Annotated in this window: 17 protein-coding genes; 15 read left to right on the plus strand and 2 right to left on the minus strand. The window is 45.7% G+C overall.

The window, feature by feature from the left end; genetic code table 11:
- Positions 1-342: 342 nt before the first annotated feature.
- From EFA47_RS02405 to EFA47_RS02430, 6 genes are all read left to right on the plus strand, one after another.
- Positions 343-924: an HD domain-containing protein gene (locus tag EFA47_RS02405; RefSeq protein ID WP_122641844.1), complete on the plus strand. Its 582-nt coding sequence runs from the start codon at positions 343-345 to the stop codon at positions 922-924.
- The gene (locus EFA47_RS02410) at positions 921-1937 is read left to right on the plus strand and encodes an asparaginase (RefSeq protein ID WP_122641845.1); all 1017 of its coding nucleotides are present in this window, start codon (positions 921-923) and stop codon (positions 1935-1937) included. The genes EFA47_RS02405 and EFA47_RS02410 overlap by 4 nt, the downstream gene beginning before the upstream one ends.
- A 78-nt stretch (positions 1938-2015) precedes the next feature.
- The gene (locus EFA47_RS02415; RefSeq protein ID WP_122641846.1) at positions 2016-2801 is read left to right on the plus strand and encodes a ParA family protein; all 786 of its coding nucleotides are present in this window, start codon (positions 2016-2018) and stop codon (positions 2799-2801) included.
- An 8-nt stretch (positions 2802-2809) separates the two neighbouring features.
- Positions 2810-3814, plus strand: coding sequence for an AraC family transcriptional regulator (locus tag EFA47_RS02420; protein WP_122641847.1), 1005 nt, complete (start codon positions 2810-2812; stop codon positions 3812-3814).
- A gap of 77 nt (positions 3815-3891) precedes the next feature.
- Positions 3892-5289: a rhamnulokinase gene (rhaB, locus tag EFA47_RS02425; RefSeq protein WP_122641848.1), complete on the plus strand. Its 1398-nt coding sequence runs from the start codon at positions 3892-3894 to the stop codon at positions 5287-5289.
- Between the two features lie 108 nt (positions 5290-5397).
- Positions 5398-6651 carry an L-rhamnose isomerase gene (locus tag EFA47_RS02430; protein ID WP_122641849.1) on the plus strand — a complete coding sequence of 418 codons (1254 nt, stop codon included), beginning with the start codon at positions 5398-5400 and terminating at the stop codon, positions 6649-6651.
- A gap of 115 nt (positions 6652-6766) precedes the next feature.
- Here the strand turns inward: EFA47_RS02430 and EFA47_RS02435 are convergent, their stop codons facing one another.
- Complete coding sequence (locus EFA47_RS02435) at positions 6767-7501, minus strand: Uma2 family endonuclease (RefSeq protein ID WP_122641850.1); 735 nt, start codon at positions 7499-7501, stop codon at positions 6767-6769.
- Positions 7502-7822: 321 nt separating this feature from the next.
- Between EFA47_RS02435 and EFA47_RS02440 the strand changes: the two genes are divergently transcribed.
- Positions 7823-8170: a helix-turn-helix domain-containing protein gene (locus EFA47_RS02440; protein WP_122641851.1), complete on the plus strand. Its 348-nt coding sequence runs from the start codon at positions 7823-7825 to the stop codon at positions 8168-8170.
- Here the strand turns inward: EFA47_RS02440 and EFA47_RS02445 are convergent.
- Positions 8125-8865 (minus strand): phosphatase, encoded by a 741-nt coding sequence (locus EFA47_RS02445; protein ID WP_122641852.1) that lies wholly within the window; start codon positions 8863-8865, stop codon positions 8125-8127. The two genes, EFA47_RS02440 and EFA47_RS02445, sit on opposite strands and share 46 nt — an antisense overlap.
- 310 nt (positions 8866-9175) lie before the next feature.
- Between EFA47_RS02445 and EFA47_RS02450 the strand changes: the two genes are divergently transcribed.
- The 8 genes from EFA47_RS02450 (at position 9176) to EFA47_RS02485 (ending at position 17441) form a co-directional block, all read left to right on the plus strand.
- Positions 9176-11707, plus strand: coding sequence for a glycyl radical protein (locus tag EFA47_RS02450; RefSeq protein ID WP_122641853.1), 2532 nt, complete (start codon positions 9176-9178; stop codon positions 11705-11707).
- A gap of 20 nt (positions 11708-11727) precedes the next feature.
- Complete coding sequence (locus EFA47_RS02455) at positions 11728-12522, plus strand: glycyl-radical enzyme activating protein (protein ID WP_122641854.1); 795 nt, start codon at positions 11728-11730, stop codon at positions 12520-12522.
- Between the two features lie 6 nt (positions 12523-12528).
- Entirely contained in the window at positions 12529-12891 is a 363-nt protein-coding gene (locus tag EFA47_RS02460) for a BMC domain-containing protein (RefSeq protein WP_122641855.1), read from the plus strand.
- A gap of 4 nt (positions 12892-12895) precedes the next feature.
- Positions 12896-13405 (plus strand): EutP/PduV family microcompartment system protein, encoded by a 510-nt coding sequence (locus EFA47_RS02465; protein ID WP_122641856.1) that lies wholly within the window; start codon positions 12896-12898, stop codon positions 13403-13405.
- 79 nt (positions 13406-13484) lie between these two features.
- Positions 13485-14294 (plus strand): class II aldolase/adducin family protein, encoded by an 810-nt coding sequence (locus tag EFA47_RS02470; RefSeq protein ID WP_122641857.1) that lies wholly within the window; start codon positions 13485-13487, stop codon positions 14292-14294.
- A gap of 24 nt (positions 14295-14318) precedes the next feature.
- Positions 14319-14840, plus strand: a complete 522-nt coding sequence (locus EFA47_RS02475) for a GlcG/HbpS family heme-binding protein (RefSeq protein WP_122641858.1) — start codon at positions 14319-14321, stop codon at positions 14838-14840.
- On the plus strand, positions 14831-16219 hold the full coding sequence (locus EFA47_RS02480) for an aldehyde dehydrogenase family protein (RefSeq protein ID WP_122641859.1): 1389 nt from the start codon (positions 14831-14833) through the stop codon (positions 16217-16219). Before EFA47_RS02475 ends, EFA47_RS02480 begins: the two co-directional genes overlap by 10 nt.
- A gap of 16 nt (positions 16220-16235) precedes the next feature.
- Positions 16236-17441 (plus strand): zinc-dependent alcohol dehydrogenase, encoded by a 1206-nt coding sequence (locus EFA47_RS02485; RefSeq protein ID WP_122641860.1) that lies wholly within the window; start codon positions 16236-16238, stop codon positions 17439-17441.
- Positions 17442-17450 lie beyond the last annotated feature (9 nt).

Raw genomic sequence — 17450 nt, forward strand, 5'->3', positions numbered from 1 at the left:
AGAGAAACAGCTCCTTTGCATAATTCTCCTGATATTATACCCCATCTGCAAAAATTTGTATACCTTAATTCACAGCGAAGCTGTGAACAGGCCCCAAAGGGGCGTAGGATAAGGGGTGCCCTAGCGGTATACCTTAATTCACAGCGAAGCTGTGAACAGGCCCCAAAGGGGCATAGGATAAGGGGTGCCCTAGCGGTATACCTTAATTCACGGCGAAGCTGTGAACGGCCCCAAAGGGGCATAGGATAAGGCCTGTCCCTTTTTGGTTGTGATTCTATGTTGCTTATGATATGATTTCCTTATACATGGAACTCTAAAAAGCATTGAGGAGGAACATAAAGTATGGTTGATAAAGCCCTTGAATTTGCGGCCAAGGCACATCATGGACAATTCCGTAAAGGCACAAAGCGTCCATATATTGTGCACCCGGTAGAGGTGGCTGACATTGTTGCAACAATGACAAAGGACGAGGAAGTTATTTGTGCGGCGGTCCTGCATGATACAATTGAAGATTGTGCAGACGTGACAGAGGAGTTGCTCAAGACAGAGTTTGGAGAGCGGGTAGCCTGGATGGTAGCACAGGAGAGTGAGGACAAGTCCAGGTCGTGGGTAGAGAGAAAGGGCGCTACAATCCAGCATTTAAAAACTGCATCCCTGGAAGTGAAAATGATCGGACTTGCCGATAAACTCTCAAATATGAGAGACATTGACAGAGATTACCCTGTGGCCGGTGAAAGCTTTTGGAAGCGGTTCCGTATGAATAACAAGGAAGCCATTGGCTGGTATTATAAGGGGATAAGGGATGTCCTGGAAGAAGAATTCCAGGGATTCTCAGCATACCAGGAGTATTGTTTGCTGATTGAAAAGAATTTTGGAGAGGGGCCGGCTTCCATGGAATGGGACAAGGGGAGGGAGGTAATATGAAGAAACGGATATTGATGCTGGGGACAGGCGGAACCATCGCCTGCAGGCATACTGAGAACGGCCTGGCGCCTGCTATCACGCCAGAAGAACTATTGGGATATATTCCAGATGCGGCCAGGGTGTGCGATATCCACACAACACAAGTGTGTAATGTGGACAGCACAAATATGACTCCCGTATACTGGGGCATGATCAGCCGCGCCATTGAAAAAAATTATGCAGATTATGATGGATTTGTCGTTTGCCACGGCACTGATACGCTGGCATACACTGCTGCCGCACTTTCCTATATGATACAGAATTCACATAAGCCTATTGTTATAACCGGGGCGCAGAGACCAATAGATATGGAAAATACGGATGCAAGAATGAACCTGCTGGATAGTTTTATCTATGCGTCAGACCAGGACTCCAGGGATGTAAATATTGTGTTTGATGGTAAGGTAATCGTAGGGACAAGGGCAAAAAAGGAACGGGCAAAGAGTTATAATGCATTTTCCAGTATTAATTTCCCTTATCCGGCCGTTATAAGGGAACAGAGAGTTATCCGCTACATCCCCCCACAGGAATATAGAGGCCAGGTACAGTTTTACCACGATATGGACGAAAGCATCTACGTATTAAAGCTTACACCGGGATTGGACCCGGATGTGCTCTCTTTTTTATTTGACAGGTATAAATGTATTGTGATCGAGAGTTTTGGGGTAGGCGGCATCCCGGAATATTTGGTAGATAAATTTTATGAGATCATGAAAGGCTGCGGGGCAGGCGGGAAGCTTGCCATTGTGGCCACCCAGGTGGTGAAGGAAGGCAGTGACATGATGGTGTACGAGGTGGGGAAAAGAGTGAAGCAGGACTTTGACCTTCTGGAAACCTATGATATGACACTGGAGGCTACAATTACAAAGGCAATGTGGCTGATGGCAAGGACGGGACTTAGCTATGAAGAGCTGAAAGCGGAGTTTTACAAAACTGTGAACCGTGATATACTTGCATATAAAAGTGACAGATAAAACACACTCCTGGGCAGAAAGAAAGCAGGCGGATTGAGAAAAGCCTGGATCCGGGTCAGTGAATATGGAGGCGTGATGATGGGAAAGACAAGAGTAATATGTTTTGCGAATAATAAAGGGGGGAGTGGGAAATCAACTACCTGCTCCAATATTGGATATGGACTGACACAGCTTAAAAAGAAAGTACTGTTGGTGGACGGTGATATGCAGCTGAACCTTTCGCTTTCCCTTTTTGATGAAGATAAAGTATTGGGATTTGCCCGAAGCAGCAGGAATTTGTATGAGGGGATTAAAAGCCAGGCTGACCTGACAGATTATATTGTATGTTCCCCTTATGATGGATTGGACCTGATTCCCTCTTCCACACTGATGAGCTCCATAGAGTATGAGCTTTTCACGAAGTGGCAGAGAGAATATATATTGAAAAAGTGTCTGTCCAAAATAAAGGAATCTGGGAAGTATGATTATATACTGATTGATGCGCCCCCGACTCTGGGAGGCTGGGTTATGAACATACTCTGCGCGTCAGATGAGGTGGTGATCCCCGTGGAATCAACGCCATGGGGACTTTTCGGACTGGGGAATATGTTTGAGTTTTTGGAAGAGGTTAAGCAGATTGCCCCTGAGCTTAAAATAGGCGGCATTGTAATTACAAAGGTAGATACAAGAAAAAGTTATTTTAAACAGACGCGGGAAACGTTGAGGCAGCTTGAAGGCGTGAAGGTCTTTGATACATATATCCGGGTAGACAGCAATGTTGAGTGGTCTCAGGATAACAATGCGCCGGTAATGGCATATAAGAAGAGCAGCAGGAGCGCTGAGGAATATATGGAACTAGCAAAAGAGATTGCAGGCATGAAATAGGTGGGCATATGCATCCTGAATTATTGAAGTCATTATCTGTAATTACAGAAGAGGAGCAGAAAATATTAGACGGCGAAAGCGGCATCGATCCCCATCTATATACAGAGCGGGATGAACTAGTCGTTGACTGCGACAAGCTTTTAAAGAGAGGAAAATTGATTCAGGTAAGGCCCCATACCCGTTTTGTCTATTTTCCGAAGCACCGCCACAATTATGTGGAGGTTATCTATATGTGCCAGGGCTCTACCACCCATATAGTGGATGGGAACAAGGTTGTACTGGGGCAGGGAGATTTGCTCTTTTTAAATCAGAATGCCATGCAGGAGATTTTTCCGGCCCAAAAGGCAGATATTGCAGTAAATTTTATTATTCTTCCTGAATTCTTTAATATGGCCTTTTCTATGATGGGAGCAGAAGATAATATGCTCAAAGAGTTCCTTGTGGGGACTCTTTGCGGGAAGAATGACAGAACCTCTTATCTTTATTTTCATGTGGCAGAGATTCTCCCAATTCAGAATTTAGTGGAAAATATGGTCTGGACAATTTTTTACGACTTATCAAATAAACGCAGCTGCAATCAAATAACAATGGGACTCCTCCTTCTGCAGCTCCTCAACCATATGGACAAGATGGAGACAGGCAGCAGCCAGTTTGACAAAGAACTGGCAGGGGGTGTCTTAAGCTATGTGGAAGAGCACTATAAGAATGGGAGCCTGTCTGAATTGGCTGACATTATGGGGTATGATGTGTATTGGCTGAGCAGAGAAATTAAAAAGCGGACGGGAAAAACGTATAAGGAGCTGCTGCAAACAAGAAGGATGAATCAGGCAGTATACTTGCTGACCAGCAGTACGCTGCCTGTTGCCGATATTATTGAGGCTGTGGGTTATGATAATACCAGCTATTTTTACCGGAAGTTTAAAGAGAAATATGGGGTGAGCCCAAAAGAATACAGGGAAAGGCAGCGGCAAATACCAAAAGAGGGCATTTCTGCAAATAAGGTCCTGATTTAAAATAAATAGCGTCCTTTTATTTTGTTTGCCCAAGGCATATAATCAGTTTAGATTTGAAAGTACAAAGGAGGCGCGGAATGGATAAGTATTATTTGGCTGTTGATATTGGTGCGTCTAGTGGCCGGCATATGCTGGCGTCTATGGCGGAAGGGAAAATGCAGCTTCAGGAGGTATACCGCTTTTCCAATGGGATGGATAATAAGGACGGTACGTTATGCTGGGATACAAAGAGGCTCCTGGGAGAGATTATAAACGGCCTGAAAAAATGCAAAGAGATTGGCAAGATTCCTGTGTCTATGGGTATAGATACATGGGGAGTAGATTTTGCCCTGCTGGATGAAAATGACGCTTTGCTTGGAGATACAGTAGGCTACCGTGACAGCCGTACAGTGGATATGGACAAAAAGGTATACGAGAAAATCACGCCGGAAGATTTATATGCAAGGACTGGGATTCAGAAGCAGATATTTAATACTATTTATCAGTTGATGGCAGTGAAGGAGAACACTCCTGAGTATCTGGAACAGGCCAAGGCCATATTGATGATTCCAGATTATTTCCATTTCCTCTTGACGGGGGTAAAGAAAATGGAGTATACAAATGCCACAACCGGTCAGCTTATTGACCCTAAAACTAATGACTGGGATTATGAGATGATTAAATTGCTGGGATATAACGCCGATATTTTCCAACCCGTTTCTATGCCCGGGACAGTGGTGGGGAATTTCAGTAAAGAAATCCAGCAGGAGGTAGGGTTTGACTGTACGGTAGTGCTTCCGGCCACACACGATACAGGGTCAGCAGTGCTGGCGGTCCCTACGAATGATGACCATGCGATTTACATAAGTTCAGGCACATGGTCCCTCATGGGAATTGAGCGGAAGGAGGCCGACTGCTCTATGGAGAGCATGAAGGCTAATTTTACCAATGAGGGAGGATATGACCACAGGTTCCGCTATTTGAAAAATATTATGGGACTTTGGATGATCCAGTCTGTTAAGAAGGAGTTCGAGGAGGATCTATCCTTTGCAGAAATATGCAGCATGGCCTCAGAAGAGAAAATCCCATCTATTGTTGACTGTAACAATGACTGTTTCCTGGCCCCCAAAAGCATGATTAAAGCTGTGCAGGATTTTTGCAAAAACACAAACCAGCCGGTTCCTGGGACAGTGGGGGAGATTGCCGCTGTAATTTACAACAGCCTGGCAAAATGCTATGGCGATACGGTCAAAGAGATAGAAGCCATTACAGGAAATACCTATGATACTATATATGTGGTGGGCGGGGGCGCCAATGCAGGATATTTAAATGAACTGACTGCAAAATATACGGGGAAAAAAGTGTCTGCAGGACCTACAGAAGCTACAGCCATTGGAAACATTATTGTACAGATGCTCCAGGACGGAGTGTTTGCAGATCTTTCCGAGGCCAGGGCCTGTGTGGGGAGTTCATTTGATATTGTGGAATATACTTAGGGGTTATTTTGCGGCATATAAGTATGCAGTGAGGCAGAAATGATAAACAATTCTGAAAATGGAAGGCAAAGGGGTCAGACCCCTTTGAAAAATAAGGAGGGTTTTATGATGACAACGAAAGAAAGATATGAGTCAGCGAAAGAAATGTACGCCAAGGTGGGCGTGGACACGGATAAGGTTCTGGAGACACTTAAGTCTGTGCCTATCTCTATGCATTGCTGGCAGGGTGATGATGTAGGCGGTTTTGACAGTGAGGGGGAGCTTACAGGCGGCATACAGGCTACAGGTAATTATCCGGGCAAGGCCAGGACACCAGAGGAATTGATGGCTGATATTGACGAGGCTTTAAAGCTGATACCAGGGACACACCGGATTAATGTCCATGCAAGCTATGCTATTTTTGAGGAAGGCGAGTGGGTTGACAGGGATAAGTTAGAGCCAAAGCATTTTAAGAAATGGGTTGAGTTCGCAAAGGAGCGGGGGCTTGGACTGGATTTTAACCCTACATATTTCTCCCATCCTAAGGCAGACGAATATACACTTACAAGTCCAAACGAGGAAATCCGTAAATTCTGGATTGAACACGGCAAAGCATGTATCCGCATTTCACAGTATTTTGCGGAAGAGCTGGGGACACCTTGCCTGATGAATATTTGGATCCCTGACGGCTTTAAGGATATTCCGGCGGACAGGCTTGGGCCGAGGGCGCGCTATAAGGACTCTCTGGATCAAATTCTTGGAATTGACTATGATAAAGAAAAGGTGCTTGTGTGCCTGGAATCAAAAGTATTTGGCATTGGCCTGGAGGCTTATACTGCCGGGTCGGCTGAGTTTACAATGAATTATGTAATGAATAAAGGCATCGTGCCTCTGATGGATAATGGACATTATCATCCCACAGAAGTGGTATCCGATAAGATTTCGTCTATGCTGCTGTTTAACGATAAAATTGCACTCCATGTGACCAGGCCTATCCGTTGGGATAGTGACCATGTAGTCCTGCTTGATGATGAGACAAAGGAAATCGCGAAAGAGATTGTCAGAAACGATGCCCTAAACAGAGTGATCATTGGCCTGGACTTCTTTGATGCCAGCATCAACAGAATCTCTGCGTGGGTAGTGGGGATGAGAAATATGCAGAAAGCCCTGCTGTGCGCAATGCTGAGTCCCATCGAGAAATTAAAAGAGCTTCAGGACACACAACAATTTACTGAACTTATGGTTATGCAGGAAGAGCTGAAGTGTTATCCGTTTGGGGATGTTTGGAATTATTTCTGTGAGATCAACCATGTGCCAGAGAGAGAAGCGTGGTTTGAAGAAATTAAAAGATATGAGAAAGAGGTTCTTGCAAAAAGAGCTTAGCAGATAGCTGTAATTTTTGGATATTTTGGAGAACCCCCCGTCCCAATGTTAAGAAGGCATTGGGACGGGGGGTTTTGCTCTTTGCAGAAAGACTAAATTTTGTCTTTGTATATGCTCAGGAAAAGTCTTTCAAGGTCAGGGAAAGTCCCGGACATCCGGGGACAGGGATATGATCCAGGAAGCGGAAGATCCGGCCGGCGGGGGCCTGTCTGGAAGTAGAGTGAAGCGTATATATAAGCCGAGTATCTGTGTCAATAATCCAGTATTCTGGAATATTGGCTTTATAGTATTTGTGAAACTTCAGAAGACAATCCAGACAATGTGTGGACGGAGAAAGCACTTCCGCTATAAAACAGGGGAGGGTACTGACACTGTTCTTTAAAATTTTGCCGGGGTGTCTGATCAAAGCGATATCAGGCCGGATGGCGGTTTGAATGTCATCTGGAAGATACAGGCTTACAGGAGTAGAGATCACCTTAAAGGGAAGGCCTGTGTTTTCTAAATATACCAGCATCTGGTATAAAAGATCGGTGACAACAGACTGGTGGATCGAGGGAACGGAATCGTTATATACAAGATAACCATCAATGAGCTGGGGGATCTTGGAGGCAGGGTATAGTATATAGTCCTCCCTTGTATACTGCCCTTGGGTTTTCTGGGGAGGCGGGCCATATATTCTGCTGTGGTTTTGAGGGAGAGGAGGCTTTTGCAGTCCCTGGCGGGGAAGGGTGCGTTCTGGAGAAAAAGGAATTTCCATTAGCTCACAGAATTGGAGGGGGGTTAGATGCAAAAGCCGGGCTTCTTTTTGGATGGCCTCAGAGGATAACTTATAGGGGAGACAGATATTCATGTAAGTTCTCCTTCGTATAAAAATACAATATTGCAGGGAAGATGAATGGACGGATATGCACCTGCCCAATACATTCCCGGATGATTTACAGTACTATATACATAAGAGTGTACAGAATATTAGGCGGCCTGTCATTATAGTATAAACTGATTGACAGAGCAGCAGGTAGATAAAACAGGGTAGTTTATGCTATGCTGATATTAGAATTCATGGGAAACTGGTGCCGGGGCAGAAAGACTGTAATATACCTTAAAGCCTATTGGGGTGCTTGCTTGGGGCATGTATATCCATATGAACAACAATAATATTCAAGGAGGCAGTGTGAAAGATATGGAAGAAAAAGAATATCCCAGTATTAGTATGGAAAAGACAGGACGGTGGCTTAAGTTCATCTGCTATTATAAAAAAATTTCTGTCCGGCAGCTTTTAACGTGGCTTGGACTGGGGTCCCCCCAGTCTGTATATAGCTGGTTCTGCGGGAGGACACTTCCGTCTCTTGACAATTTTTATGCGTTCAGCCAGGCCCTTGGCCTGTCTTTAGATGCGCTGATTGTGAACCATAGGGAATTTGTTCCGGCAGGATTTTCCAGAACAGCAGGAAACGGGAACGCAAGACTTTTTGCTTATAGGCTGCGATTCCCGCTGGATGACCTTTCAAGAAAACAATGAAAGGCTTTCAGAGAATAATTTATGATAAGTGATTCCGGCATCTGTGCCAGTGCGGCCAGTGCGGAGGCGGATGTAAAATCCCCTGCATGGGAAGGGCCGTGGCTGTCACTGCCGAAAATAACCGGATAGTGGAAATGCTTACAGAGATTTAATATCATCAGGTCATTAAATCGTGTATCACCCCGGTAGCCGTCAGGCCGGAGGGAGCTGTCATTGATTTCAATGAGCACATTATATTTCATGGCGGCCCGGACTAACTGCAGATAGTCTACGGGATATTTAGTGTCATCACAGTGCCCCAGGATCCGGACGTTTGGATTTTCCATTGCTCTAATGTAGGCGGCAGTATTCTCTTCGATTGTACCAGGCTTCTTCACAGGTTTGTGGACACTGGCGATGGTGTAGTCAAGTTTCTCCAGAATACTGTCCTCTAAGTCCAAGGTTCCATTGTTATCTAATATATTTGCCTCCGCGCCGTAAAGTATTTCTATCCCCAGACGCTTACGTGGGGCGCGGGAAAGACTGCGGAAATAAGAAGGCCTGCCGCCTCCGATTGTTGCGGGGCCATGGTCGGAGATCCCCAGCATTTTTAGATGTTTCGATACAGCTGCCTTTGCCATGTCTGTTATAGTGGCAGTGGAGCCATGCCCGCTGGCTATGGTGTGTGTATGTACGTCAAATTCAAAAAAAGACATAATCTAAGCCTTTCTAAAAATGAAATTATATAGGTGCAGGGCACCCTTTAGTTACAGTATGATAGATTATGGGAAGTTTGTCAACAAAAAATGAGATATAGAAAGATTAATACCAATAAAAACAACAAAAAACATGTTGGTTTGTGTTGAGTTCACATATGAAAATCAGAATAAAAGTGTTGGTTCTCGTTGACTTATATATAGTCTTATACTATAATAGAAACAACTGGGTGAAAGATAGGTATTTTCGCAAAGTTGATATTGATTTATACTTTAAAGAAGATATTTTTCAGAAAGGAGAAAAAGAAGGATGGGATTATACACTTATGACAGCAGCGATATCCCAAAGTCGGAGCGGATTTCTAAGCTTGTTGAGAATTTGTATGCTAAGATGCCGGAGATAGAATCTGCCAGGGCGGTTTTGATTACCGAGTCTTATAAGCAGACTGAGAATGAGCCTATGATTATACGTAGGGCAAAGGCTTTCAGGCATATTTTAGAAAATATACCGATTGTCATACGGGATTTAGAGTTGATTGTCGGAAGCACGACGATTGCCCCCCGGGGATGCCAGACATATCCAGAGTTTTCCTATGAGTGGCTGGAAGAAGAGTTTGATACAGTGGAAAAGAGAAGTGCCGACCCGTTTTATATTTCAGATAAGACGAAGGCAGAACTGAAAGAGGCTAACGCATACTGGAAAGGGAAAACAACCAGTGAGCTTGCCACGGCCTACATGGAACCGGAGACATTGCTTGCCATGGAGCATAATATGTTTACCCCTGGCAATTATTTTTATAATGGCGTGGGACATGTCACTGTAAAGTATGGCGAGGTGCTGGAGATTGGATTCGCGGGCATCAGGCAAAAGGCCGAGGCGGAGATGGCATCTTTATGTCTGGCAGATGGAGATTATCAGAAAAGATCCAGATTCCTGGAAGCTGTTATCATCAGCTGTGATGCGGTGATTACATATGCAAGGCGGTACGCCAGGCTGGCCCTTAAAGAGGCTGAACAATGCACAGATACCGCAAGGAAGAAGGAACTGCTTGGGATTGCCCAGAATTGTGCGAATGTGCCGGAGAAGGGAGCGTCGGGATTCTACGAAGCTTGTCAGTCTTTCTGGTTTGTGCAGCAGCTTCTGCAGATTGAATCCAGCGGCCATTCTATTTCTCCTGGAAGGTTTGACCAGTATATGTATCCTTATTATAAGAAGGATTTAGAAGCTGGCAAGATCACAAGAGGATTCGCCCAGGAACTGATGGACTGTATCTGGGTGAAGCTCAATGACTTAAATAAATGCCGAGACGCTGCGTCTGCGGAAGGGTTTGCAGGATACAGCCTGTTCCAGAACCTGATTGCGGGCGGCCAGAATAAAGACGGGATTGATGTGACAAACGATCTGTCATTCATGAGCATTCAGGCATCTATGCACGTATTCCTGCCCCAGCCGTCCTTGTCTGTCAGAGTATGGAACGGCACGCCCCATGAATTCTTGGTGAAAGCGGCTGAGCTGACCCGCACAGGTATTGGCCTGCCTGCATACTACAACGATGAGGTGATTATCCCTTCTCTGATCAGCAGGGGGCTTACGTTGGAAGATGCAAGAGATTATAATATCATCGGCTGTGTGGAGCCGCAGAAAGCGGGGAAAACGGAAGGCTGGCATGATGCTGCATTTTTCAACATGTGCCGTCCTCTGGAACTTGTGTTTGGCAATGGGATGGATAAAGGCAGCCAGGTCGGGCCCAAAACAGGCAAAGTAGAAGATATGCGTACCTTTGAAGAATTCTACCAGGCTTATAAGATCCAGATGGATTATGCGATTAAACTTCTGGTGAACGCGGATAATGCCATCGATATGGCACATGCAGAACGGTGCCCGCTTCCCTTCTTGTCTTCTATGGTAGATGACTGTATGAAGAGAGGAAAGAGTGTACAGGAAGGCGGGGCTGTCTATAACTTTACAGGCCCTCAGGGATTTGGCGTTGCAAATATGGCAGATGCCCTGTATGCAGTGAAGAAGCTGGTTTATGATGAGAAGAAAATCAGCATGAAGGAGCTGAAGGATATGTTGGCCCTCAACTATGGCAAAGGCCTTGCAGAGGAAGATATGGTATCCATGGCAGCAGACGTGGCAGCAGGAATGAAGTCTGCTGGACAAGCTGTAGGGGAGCGGGAAATAGCTGCGATATTAAAGAGCATAGCCGCTATTTCAGAAGCACCTGAGGTTAAGGAGAAGGGCGAAAGGATTCTGAAGCTGATAGATGAGGTTCCGAAGTTCGGCAATGATATAGCAGAGGTAGATGCATTTGCAAGGGATGTGGCTTATACATATACAAAGCCGTTACAGAACTATAAGAATCCCCGGGGGGGGATTTTCCAGGCAGGCCTTTATCCGGTATCGGCCAATGTCCCCCTGGGCGCTCAGACTGGAGCCACGCCAGACGGGCGTCTGGCCCATACCCCTGTTGCGGACGGTGTGTCCCCCTCTGCAGGGAAGGATATAAATGGGCCCACGGCAGCGGCAAACTCTGTTTCAAGGCTGGATCATTATATTGCATCGAATGGTACACTTTTTAATCAGAAGTTCCACCCCTCTGCCCTGAGTGGGAGAAGCGGCCTTGAGAATTTTGTGGGACTTATCCGTTCTTATTTTGACCAGAAAGGAAGCCACATGCAGTTTAATGTAGTGAGCAGAGAGACGCTTTTGGACGCCCAGAAGCACCCAGAGCAGTATAAGCACCTGGTTGTAAGGGTTGCAGGTTACAGCGCACTGTTTACAACATTATCCAAGTCACTTCAGGACGACATCATACGAAGGACAGAGCAGGGGTTCTAATCGGAGAAAGGAAAGGCAGCATGAAGGACTTTTTGAAAGTAACAGGCCGTATCTTTGATATACAGCGATATTCAATCCATGACGGGAATGGCATACGGACGATCGTTTTTCTGAAAGGCTGTGTGCTGAGATGCCGCTGGTGCTGTAATCCCGAATCCCAAAGATATGGGATAGAGACAATGCTGGTGCAGGGAGAACCCAAGGTGATAGGGCGGGATGTGACTGTGGCTGAAGTGATGGAAACAGTAGAAAAAGACCGTCCATATTATAGGCGTACCAAAGGCGGCCTCACATTATCAGGGGGAGAAAGCCTCTGCCAGCCAGTCTTTGCCGCAGCCCTTCTTGAAGCTGCTAAGGAGGCCGGGATCAGCACGGCTATGGAGAGCATGGGGTGTGCTGACTATGAGGTGATTGATAAAATTCTCCCTAACCTGGATCAGTACTTATTAGATATTAAACATATGAATCCTCAAAAGCATAAGGAGTATACAGGGCGTTCTAACGAGTTAATGCTGGAAAATGCTATGAAAATTGCAAAATCCGGTATGACGGAACTCAGTATCCGCATTCCGGTCATTCCTGGCTTTAATGATACAGAAGCAGAGATCCGGGACATAGCAGAGTATACGGGGAAGCTGGGAAATGTAAAGAGGCTGCACCTTTTGCCATATCACAGGCTTGGACAGGATAAATATGCAGGGTTAGGCAGAGAATATCTGATGGGAGATGTCCTGCCGCCGTCCAATGAACTGATGGAGAGGCTGCTGCACACGGCAGAACAGGCTTCTGGAGTAGAATGTCAGATAGGAGGTTAGGAGAGGATGAGTTATGAACAGGCGCCAGAGAGAATTGTACAGGAGCTGGTTCCTGGTAAGGAGATTACAATTGCCCATCTGATTGCCAGTCCAGATATTACTTTGTACGAAAAGCTGGGACTTGACCCAAGAGTAGAATACAGCAAATCTGCTATTGGGGTGCTGACAATCAGTCCTGCGGAGACAGCTATCATTGCGGCAGATATTGCGATTAAGGCGGCGGGTATTGAACTTGGCTTTGTAGACCGCTTCAGCGGCACGCTGATTGTGACTGGGACAATATCAGAAACAGAGGCTTCTATTCGGGCGGTTCTGGATTATGTAAAGGAAAAGATGGGTTTTTCAGTATGTGAGATTACAAGGACTTGATCTTATGAAGAAGATTGTATTGATGGGCCGCAGCGAATGTGGAAAGACAACGCTGACACAGGCCCTGAAAGGTGAAAAAATCCAGTACCATAAAACGCAGTATGTAAATAATTTTGATGTTATCATAGACACTCCCGGGGAATATGCGCAGACAAAGCATCTTGGATATGCCCTCGCGCTGTATGCTTATGAGGCGGATGTGGTGGGCCTGCTTTTGTCAGCCACAGAGCCCTATTCGCTGTATCCCCCCTGCTGCACTGCAATGTGTAACCGTGAAGTCATAGGGATTGTCACAAAAATCCATGATCAAAAGGCGGATGTAGGACGTGCAGAGCGGTGGCTCAGGCTTGCGGGCTGCAAAAAAATCTTCTATGTAGATTCCAAAAACTACGAAGGTATTCCAGAAATATTGGAGTATTTAAAGGAAGAAGGGGATGTACTTCCCTGGGAAATGGAAGAAAGTGGAAGAAAGCCTGAAAGAACAACAAAAACAACATTAAAACAAGTTGACTGATGTGGGGTTGTGTGGTAACATCGAGTTATAAACAACATGAAACAAAAGTTTGTTTTAAGAATCCAAGGAGGAAAATAGGATGCAAAACGAATACGAAATCAAAAAAGAAATGTGTGAAATCGGTAAAAGAGTCTATAACCGTGGGATGGTTGCGGCAAATGACGGTAACTTTTCCGTAAAATTGAATGACAATGAATTTTTATGTACACCGACAGGTGTCAGCAAAGGGTTTATGACACCAGAATACATTTGTAAAGTAGATGCGGAAGGAAATGTTATCCAGGCAAACAAAGGATTCAGGCCATCTTCAGAGATTAAGATGCATATGCGTGTGTACAAAGAAAGGCCGGACGTTAATTCAGTAGTACATGCCCATCCGTTATATGCCACAACATTTGCTATTGCAGGTATTCCTCTTACACAGCCAATCATGCCAGAGGCTGTTATTGCACTTGGATGTGTTCCGATTGCAAAATATGGCACACCTTCTACAGTAGAAATCCCAGATGCAGTTTCAGAGCACCTTCAGTATTTTGACGCTGTACTCCTGGAGAACCATGGGGCACTTGCTTATTCAGATACCCTGCTGAATGCATATCACAAGATGGAATCACTGGAGTTCTATGCACGTCTGCTGTATCAGTCAGAGATGGTCGGAGGGCCACAGGAACTGAACAAGGAGCAGGTGGAAAAATTATATGAAATCAGAAGGAAGATGGGACTGAAGGGCAAGCATCCTGCGAACCTGTGTCCAAATGCTAAGGCAGGCAAGCCAAGCTGCCATAGCTGTGGGGGCGGCTGCAGTGCTGAAGCGCCGGCGGCTGAAGCAAATGACGCTGATTTAGTAGCTTCTATCACAAAGAAAGTAATGGAGCAGCTTGGACTGTAAGTATTGACAGAAATGAGGACTGCTATGAATGAACAGGATATTTCCAACGCTGTGAGGGCGGTACTGGAACAGATGAAAGAAAATAGCTCTCATCCAGAAAAAGGACATGTATGTAAATGCAGCAAGCATAAGATGACATTGGAAGCCGCCAATGCCCTGATAGAGAAGGTCAGGGCGAAGGCTGCCGAGATGGGCGTTCGTGCAGTGGTCGCCGTATCAGACCAGGCGGGGCGTCCGGTTGCAGTCCAGAGTATGGATGGGGCCTACATAGCCAGTTTTGATATTGCAGTTAATAAGACATTTACTTCGGCGAGCCTCAAGATGTCAACGGAAGCGCTGAGCCATTTAAGCCAGCCGGGACAGTCCCTGTACGGGATCCAGTATACGAATAATGGGAAGATCGTAATATTCGGAGGTGGAGAACCGCTGGAAGCAGATGGTCAAATAATCGGTGCCTTAGGCGTGAGCGGTGGATCAGCAGAGGAAGATACTGCAATCGCAGCTTATGGCAAAGAAGTTTTCAAGGAGGTATTAGCGTGTCTGTAAATGAACAGATGGTGCAGGACATTGTGCAGGAAGTTATGGCCAAGATGCAGATCGCTTCTAGTGTATCCGAAAGCCATGGCGTATTTTCTGATATGAATGAAGCAATCGAGGCAGCTAAGAAAGCCCAGAAGATTGTATGCAGAATGTCTATGGACCAGAGAGAAAAAATCATATCCATTATCAGGACTAAAATTATGGAGCATGCAGAAATCCTTGCACGTATGGGCGTACAGGAAACTGGCATGGGCAATGTGGGCCATAAGATTTTGAAACATCAGCTTGTAGCTGAAAAGACTCCCGGGACAGAAGATATCACGACTACCGCATGGTCCGGGGACAGGGGGCTGACACTGATAGAGATGGGGCCCTTTGGTGTTATTGGGGCGATTACCCCGTGTACAAATCCCAGTGAGACAGTTCTCTGCAATACAATTGGTATGCTGGCAGGGGGAAATACAGTTGTATTCAACCCACATCCGGCAGCCATTAAAACATCTATATACGCGGTGAATCTGCTCAATGAGGCTTCTTTAGAGGCCGGTGGACCAGATAATATTGCATGTACTGTGGAAAAGCCTACAATGGAGACCAGCAGCATTATGATGAAGCATAAGGACATCCATCTGATTGCGGCGACAGGCGGGCCGGGAGTAGTTACAGCAGTACTTTCCTCTGGAAAAAGAGGGATAGGGGCCGGTGCGGGCAATCCTCCTGCGCTGGTGGATGAAACTGCAGATATCCGCAAGGCAGCGGAGGATATTGTGAATGGGTGTACCTTTGATAATAACCTTCCGTGTATTGCTGAAAAGGAAATCGTGGCAGTTGATTCTATAGTGGATGAACTGATGCACTATATGGTTTCTGAACAAGGCTGTTATCTGGCTTCAAAGGAAGAGCAGGATGCACTGACGGCGGTAGTGCTGAAGGATGGAAGGCTGAACAGGAAGTGCGTAGGCAGAGATGCCAAGACTCTTCTTGGGATGATTGGTGTTACAGTTCCAGATAACATCAGATGTATTACATTTGAAGGCCCTAAGGAACATCCGCTAATTGCAGAAGAACTGATGATGCCGATTCTCGGCGTGGTCAGGGCCAAGGATTTTGATGATGCGGTAGAGCAGGCTGTATGGCTGGAGCATGGCAACAGACATTCCGCACATATACATTCCAAGCACGTAGACAATATAACAAAATATGCAAAAGCGATCGATACAGCGATTCTTGTAAAAAATGGGCCTTCCTATGCGGCACTGGGATTTGGTGGAGAAGGCTTTTGTACCTTTACTATTGCAAGCAGGACAGGCGAGGGACTTACGAGCCCAAGCACATTTACAAAGAGAAGACGCTGTGTTATGACAGACAGCCTATGTATTCGCTAAGACAGGAGGAAAGAAAATGGAAATGAATTCTGCAAATGTAGAGGCAGTTGTAAAGCAGGTACTGGAAAGTATGCTGGATAAGAAGGTTGCTCCTGCAGCAGGCGCAGCAGGCCAGGCGATTCCGAACACTGCCCATGTTGCAATGCTGACAGCGCTGGAACACTATGATATCAAGGAATATCCGATGCCGCCAGTTGGGGATGGGGATATCCTTGTAAAGGTAGAGGGGTGCGGTGTGTGCGGTACAGATGCACACGAGTTCAAAAGAGACCCATTTAGCCTGATTCCAGTTGTTCTCGGCCATGAAGGAACTGGCGAGATCGTAAAGATGGGTAAAAATGTCAAGGTTGACAGTGCAGGAAAATCACTGAAAGTCGGTGACAAAGTGGTTACTTGTATGATCTTTAAAGACAACCCGGATATTACAATGTTCGATTTGAACAAACAGAATGTGGGAGGCGCTGATGTATATGGCCTTCTTCCTGATGATGATATACATCTGAATGGATGGTTTTCTGACTATATCTTGATCCGTGAAGGTTCTACAGTGTTTAATGTAAGCGATTTAGACCTGAAATCAAGAATCCTTATTGAGCCATGTGCTGTATTAATCCACGCAGTAGAAAGAGCCAAGACAACAGGTATTCTGAGATTTAACAGCCGTGTCGTTGTACAGGGATGCGGGCCTATCGGTTTGATCTGTATTGCCATTCTGCGTACGATGGGAATCGAGAATATTGTGGCAGTTGACGGGGAGCAGAAGCGTCTTGATTTTGCGAAAAGAATGGGCGCTGAGAAGTCTGTTAACTTTAAAGACCATAAAGGCATAGAGGCCCTTGCGGCAGGAGTGGAAGAAGCATTTGGCGGATATCCGGCAGACTTTGCGTTCCAGTGTACAGGATCTCCGGTGGCACACGCCAATATTTATAAATTTATCAGAAACGGCGGCGGCTTATGTGAGCTTGGATTCTTTATCAATGGCGGGGATGCAACTATTAATCCTCACTTTGACCTTTGCTCTAAAGAAATCACCTTGGTTGGATCCTGGGTATATACTCTGAGAGATTATGCCACAACATTTGATTTCCTCAAGCGGGCAAAGGCAATCGGACTTCCCATGGACGACCTCATCACACATGAGTATCCGCTGGAGCAGATTAATGAGGCACATCAGACAAATCTGAAAATGGAAGGCCTGAAAATAGCGATAATTAATAAATAGCAGCAATCC

The sequence above is a fragment of the Luxibacter massiliensis genome, assembly GCF_900604355.1.
In the GTDB taxonomy this organism is placed as follows: Bacteria; Bacillota; Clostridia; order Lachnospirales; family Lachnospiraceae; genus Luxibacter; species Luxibacter massiliensis.

Bases quoted from the DNA above. Each gene is read 5' to 3' on its own strand.
- EFA47_RS02415 (WP_122641846.1), top strand. From the start codon at position 2,016: ATGGGAAAGACAAGAGTAATATGTTTTGCGAATAATAAAGGGGGGAGT.
- EFA47_RS02410 (WP_122641845.1), top strand. From the start codon at position 921: ATGAAGAAACGGATATTGATGCTGGGGACAGGCGGAACCATCGCCTGC.
- EFA47_RS02430 (WP_122641849.1), top strand. From the start codon at position 5,398: ATGACAACGAAAGAAAGATATGAGTCAGCGAAAGAAATGTACGCCAAG.
- EFA47_RS02405 (WP_122641844.1), top strand. From the start codon at position 343: ATGGTTGATAAAGCCCTTGAATTTGCGGCCAAGGCACATCATGGACAA.
- EFA47_RS02465 (WP_122641856.1), top strand. From the start codon at position 12,896: ATGAAGAAGATTGTATTGATGGGCCGCAGCGAATGTGGAAAGACAACG.
- EFA47_RS02470 (WP_122641857.1), top strand. From the start codon at position 13,485: ATGCAAAACGAATACGAAATCAAAAAAGAAATGTGTGAAATCGGTAAA.
- EFA47_RS02485 (WP_122641860.1), top strand. From the start codon at position 16,236: ATGGAAATGAATTCTGCAAATGTAGAGGCAGTTGTAAAGCAGGTACTG.
- rhaB (WP_122641848.1), top strand. From the start codon at position 3,892: ATGGATAAGTATTATTTGGCTGTTGATATTGGTGCGTCTAGTGGCCGG.
- EFA47_RS02420 (WP_122641847.1), top strand. From the start codon at position 2,810: ATGCATCCTGAATTATTGAAGTCATTATCTGTAATTACAGAAGAGGAG.
- EFA47_RS02450 (WP_122641853.1), top strand. From the start codon at position 9,176: ATGGGATTATACACTTATGACAGCAGCGATATCCCAAAGTCGGAGCGG.
- EFA47_RS02475 (WP_122641858.1), top strand. From the start codon at position 14,319: ATGAATGAACAGGATATTTCCAACGCTGTGAGGGCGGTACTGGAACAG.
- EFA47_RS02455 (WP_122641854.1), top strand. From the start codon at position 11,728: ATGAAGGACTTTTTGAAAGTAACAGGCCGTATCTTTGATATACAGCGA.
- EFA47_RS02460 (WP_122641855.1), top strand. From the start codon at position 12,529: ATGAGTTATGAACAGGCGCCAGAGAGAATTGTACAGGAGCTGGTTCCT.
- EFA47_RS02435 (WP_122641850.1), bottom strand. From the start codon at position 7,501: ATGAATATCTGTCTCCCCTATAAGTTATCCTCTGAGGCCATCCAAAAA.
- EFA47_RS02445 (WP_122641852.1), bottom strand. From the start codon at position 8,865: ATGTCTTTTTTTGAATTTGACGTACATACACACACCATAGCCAGCGGG.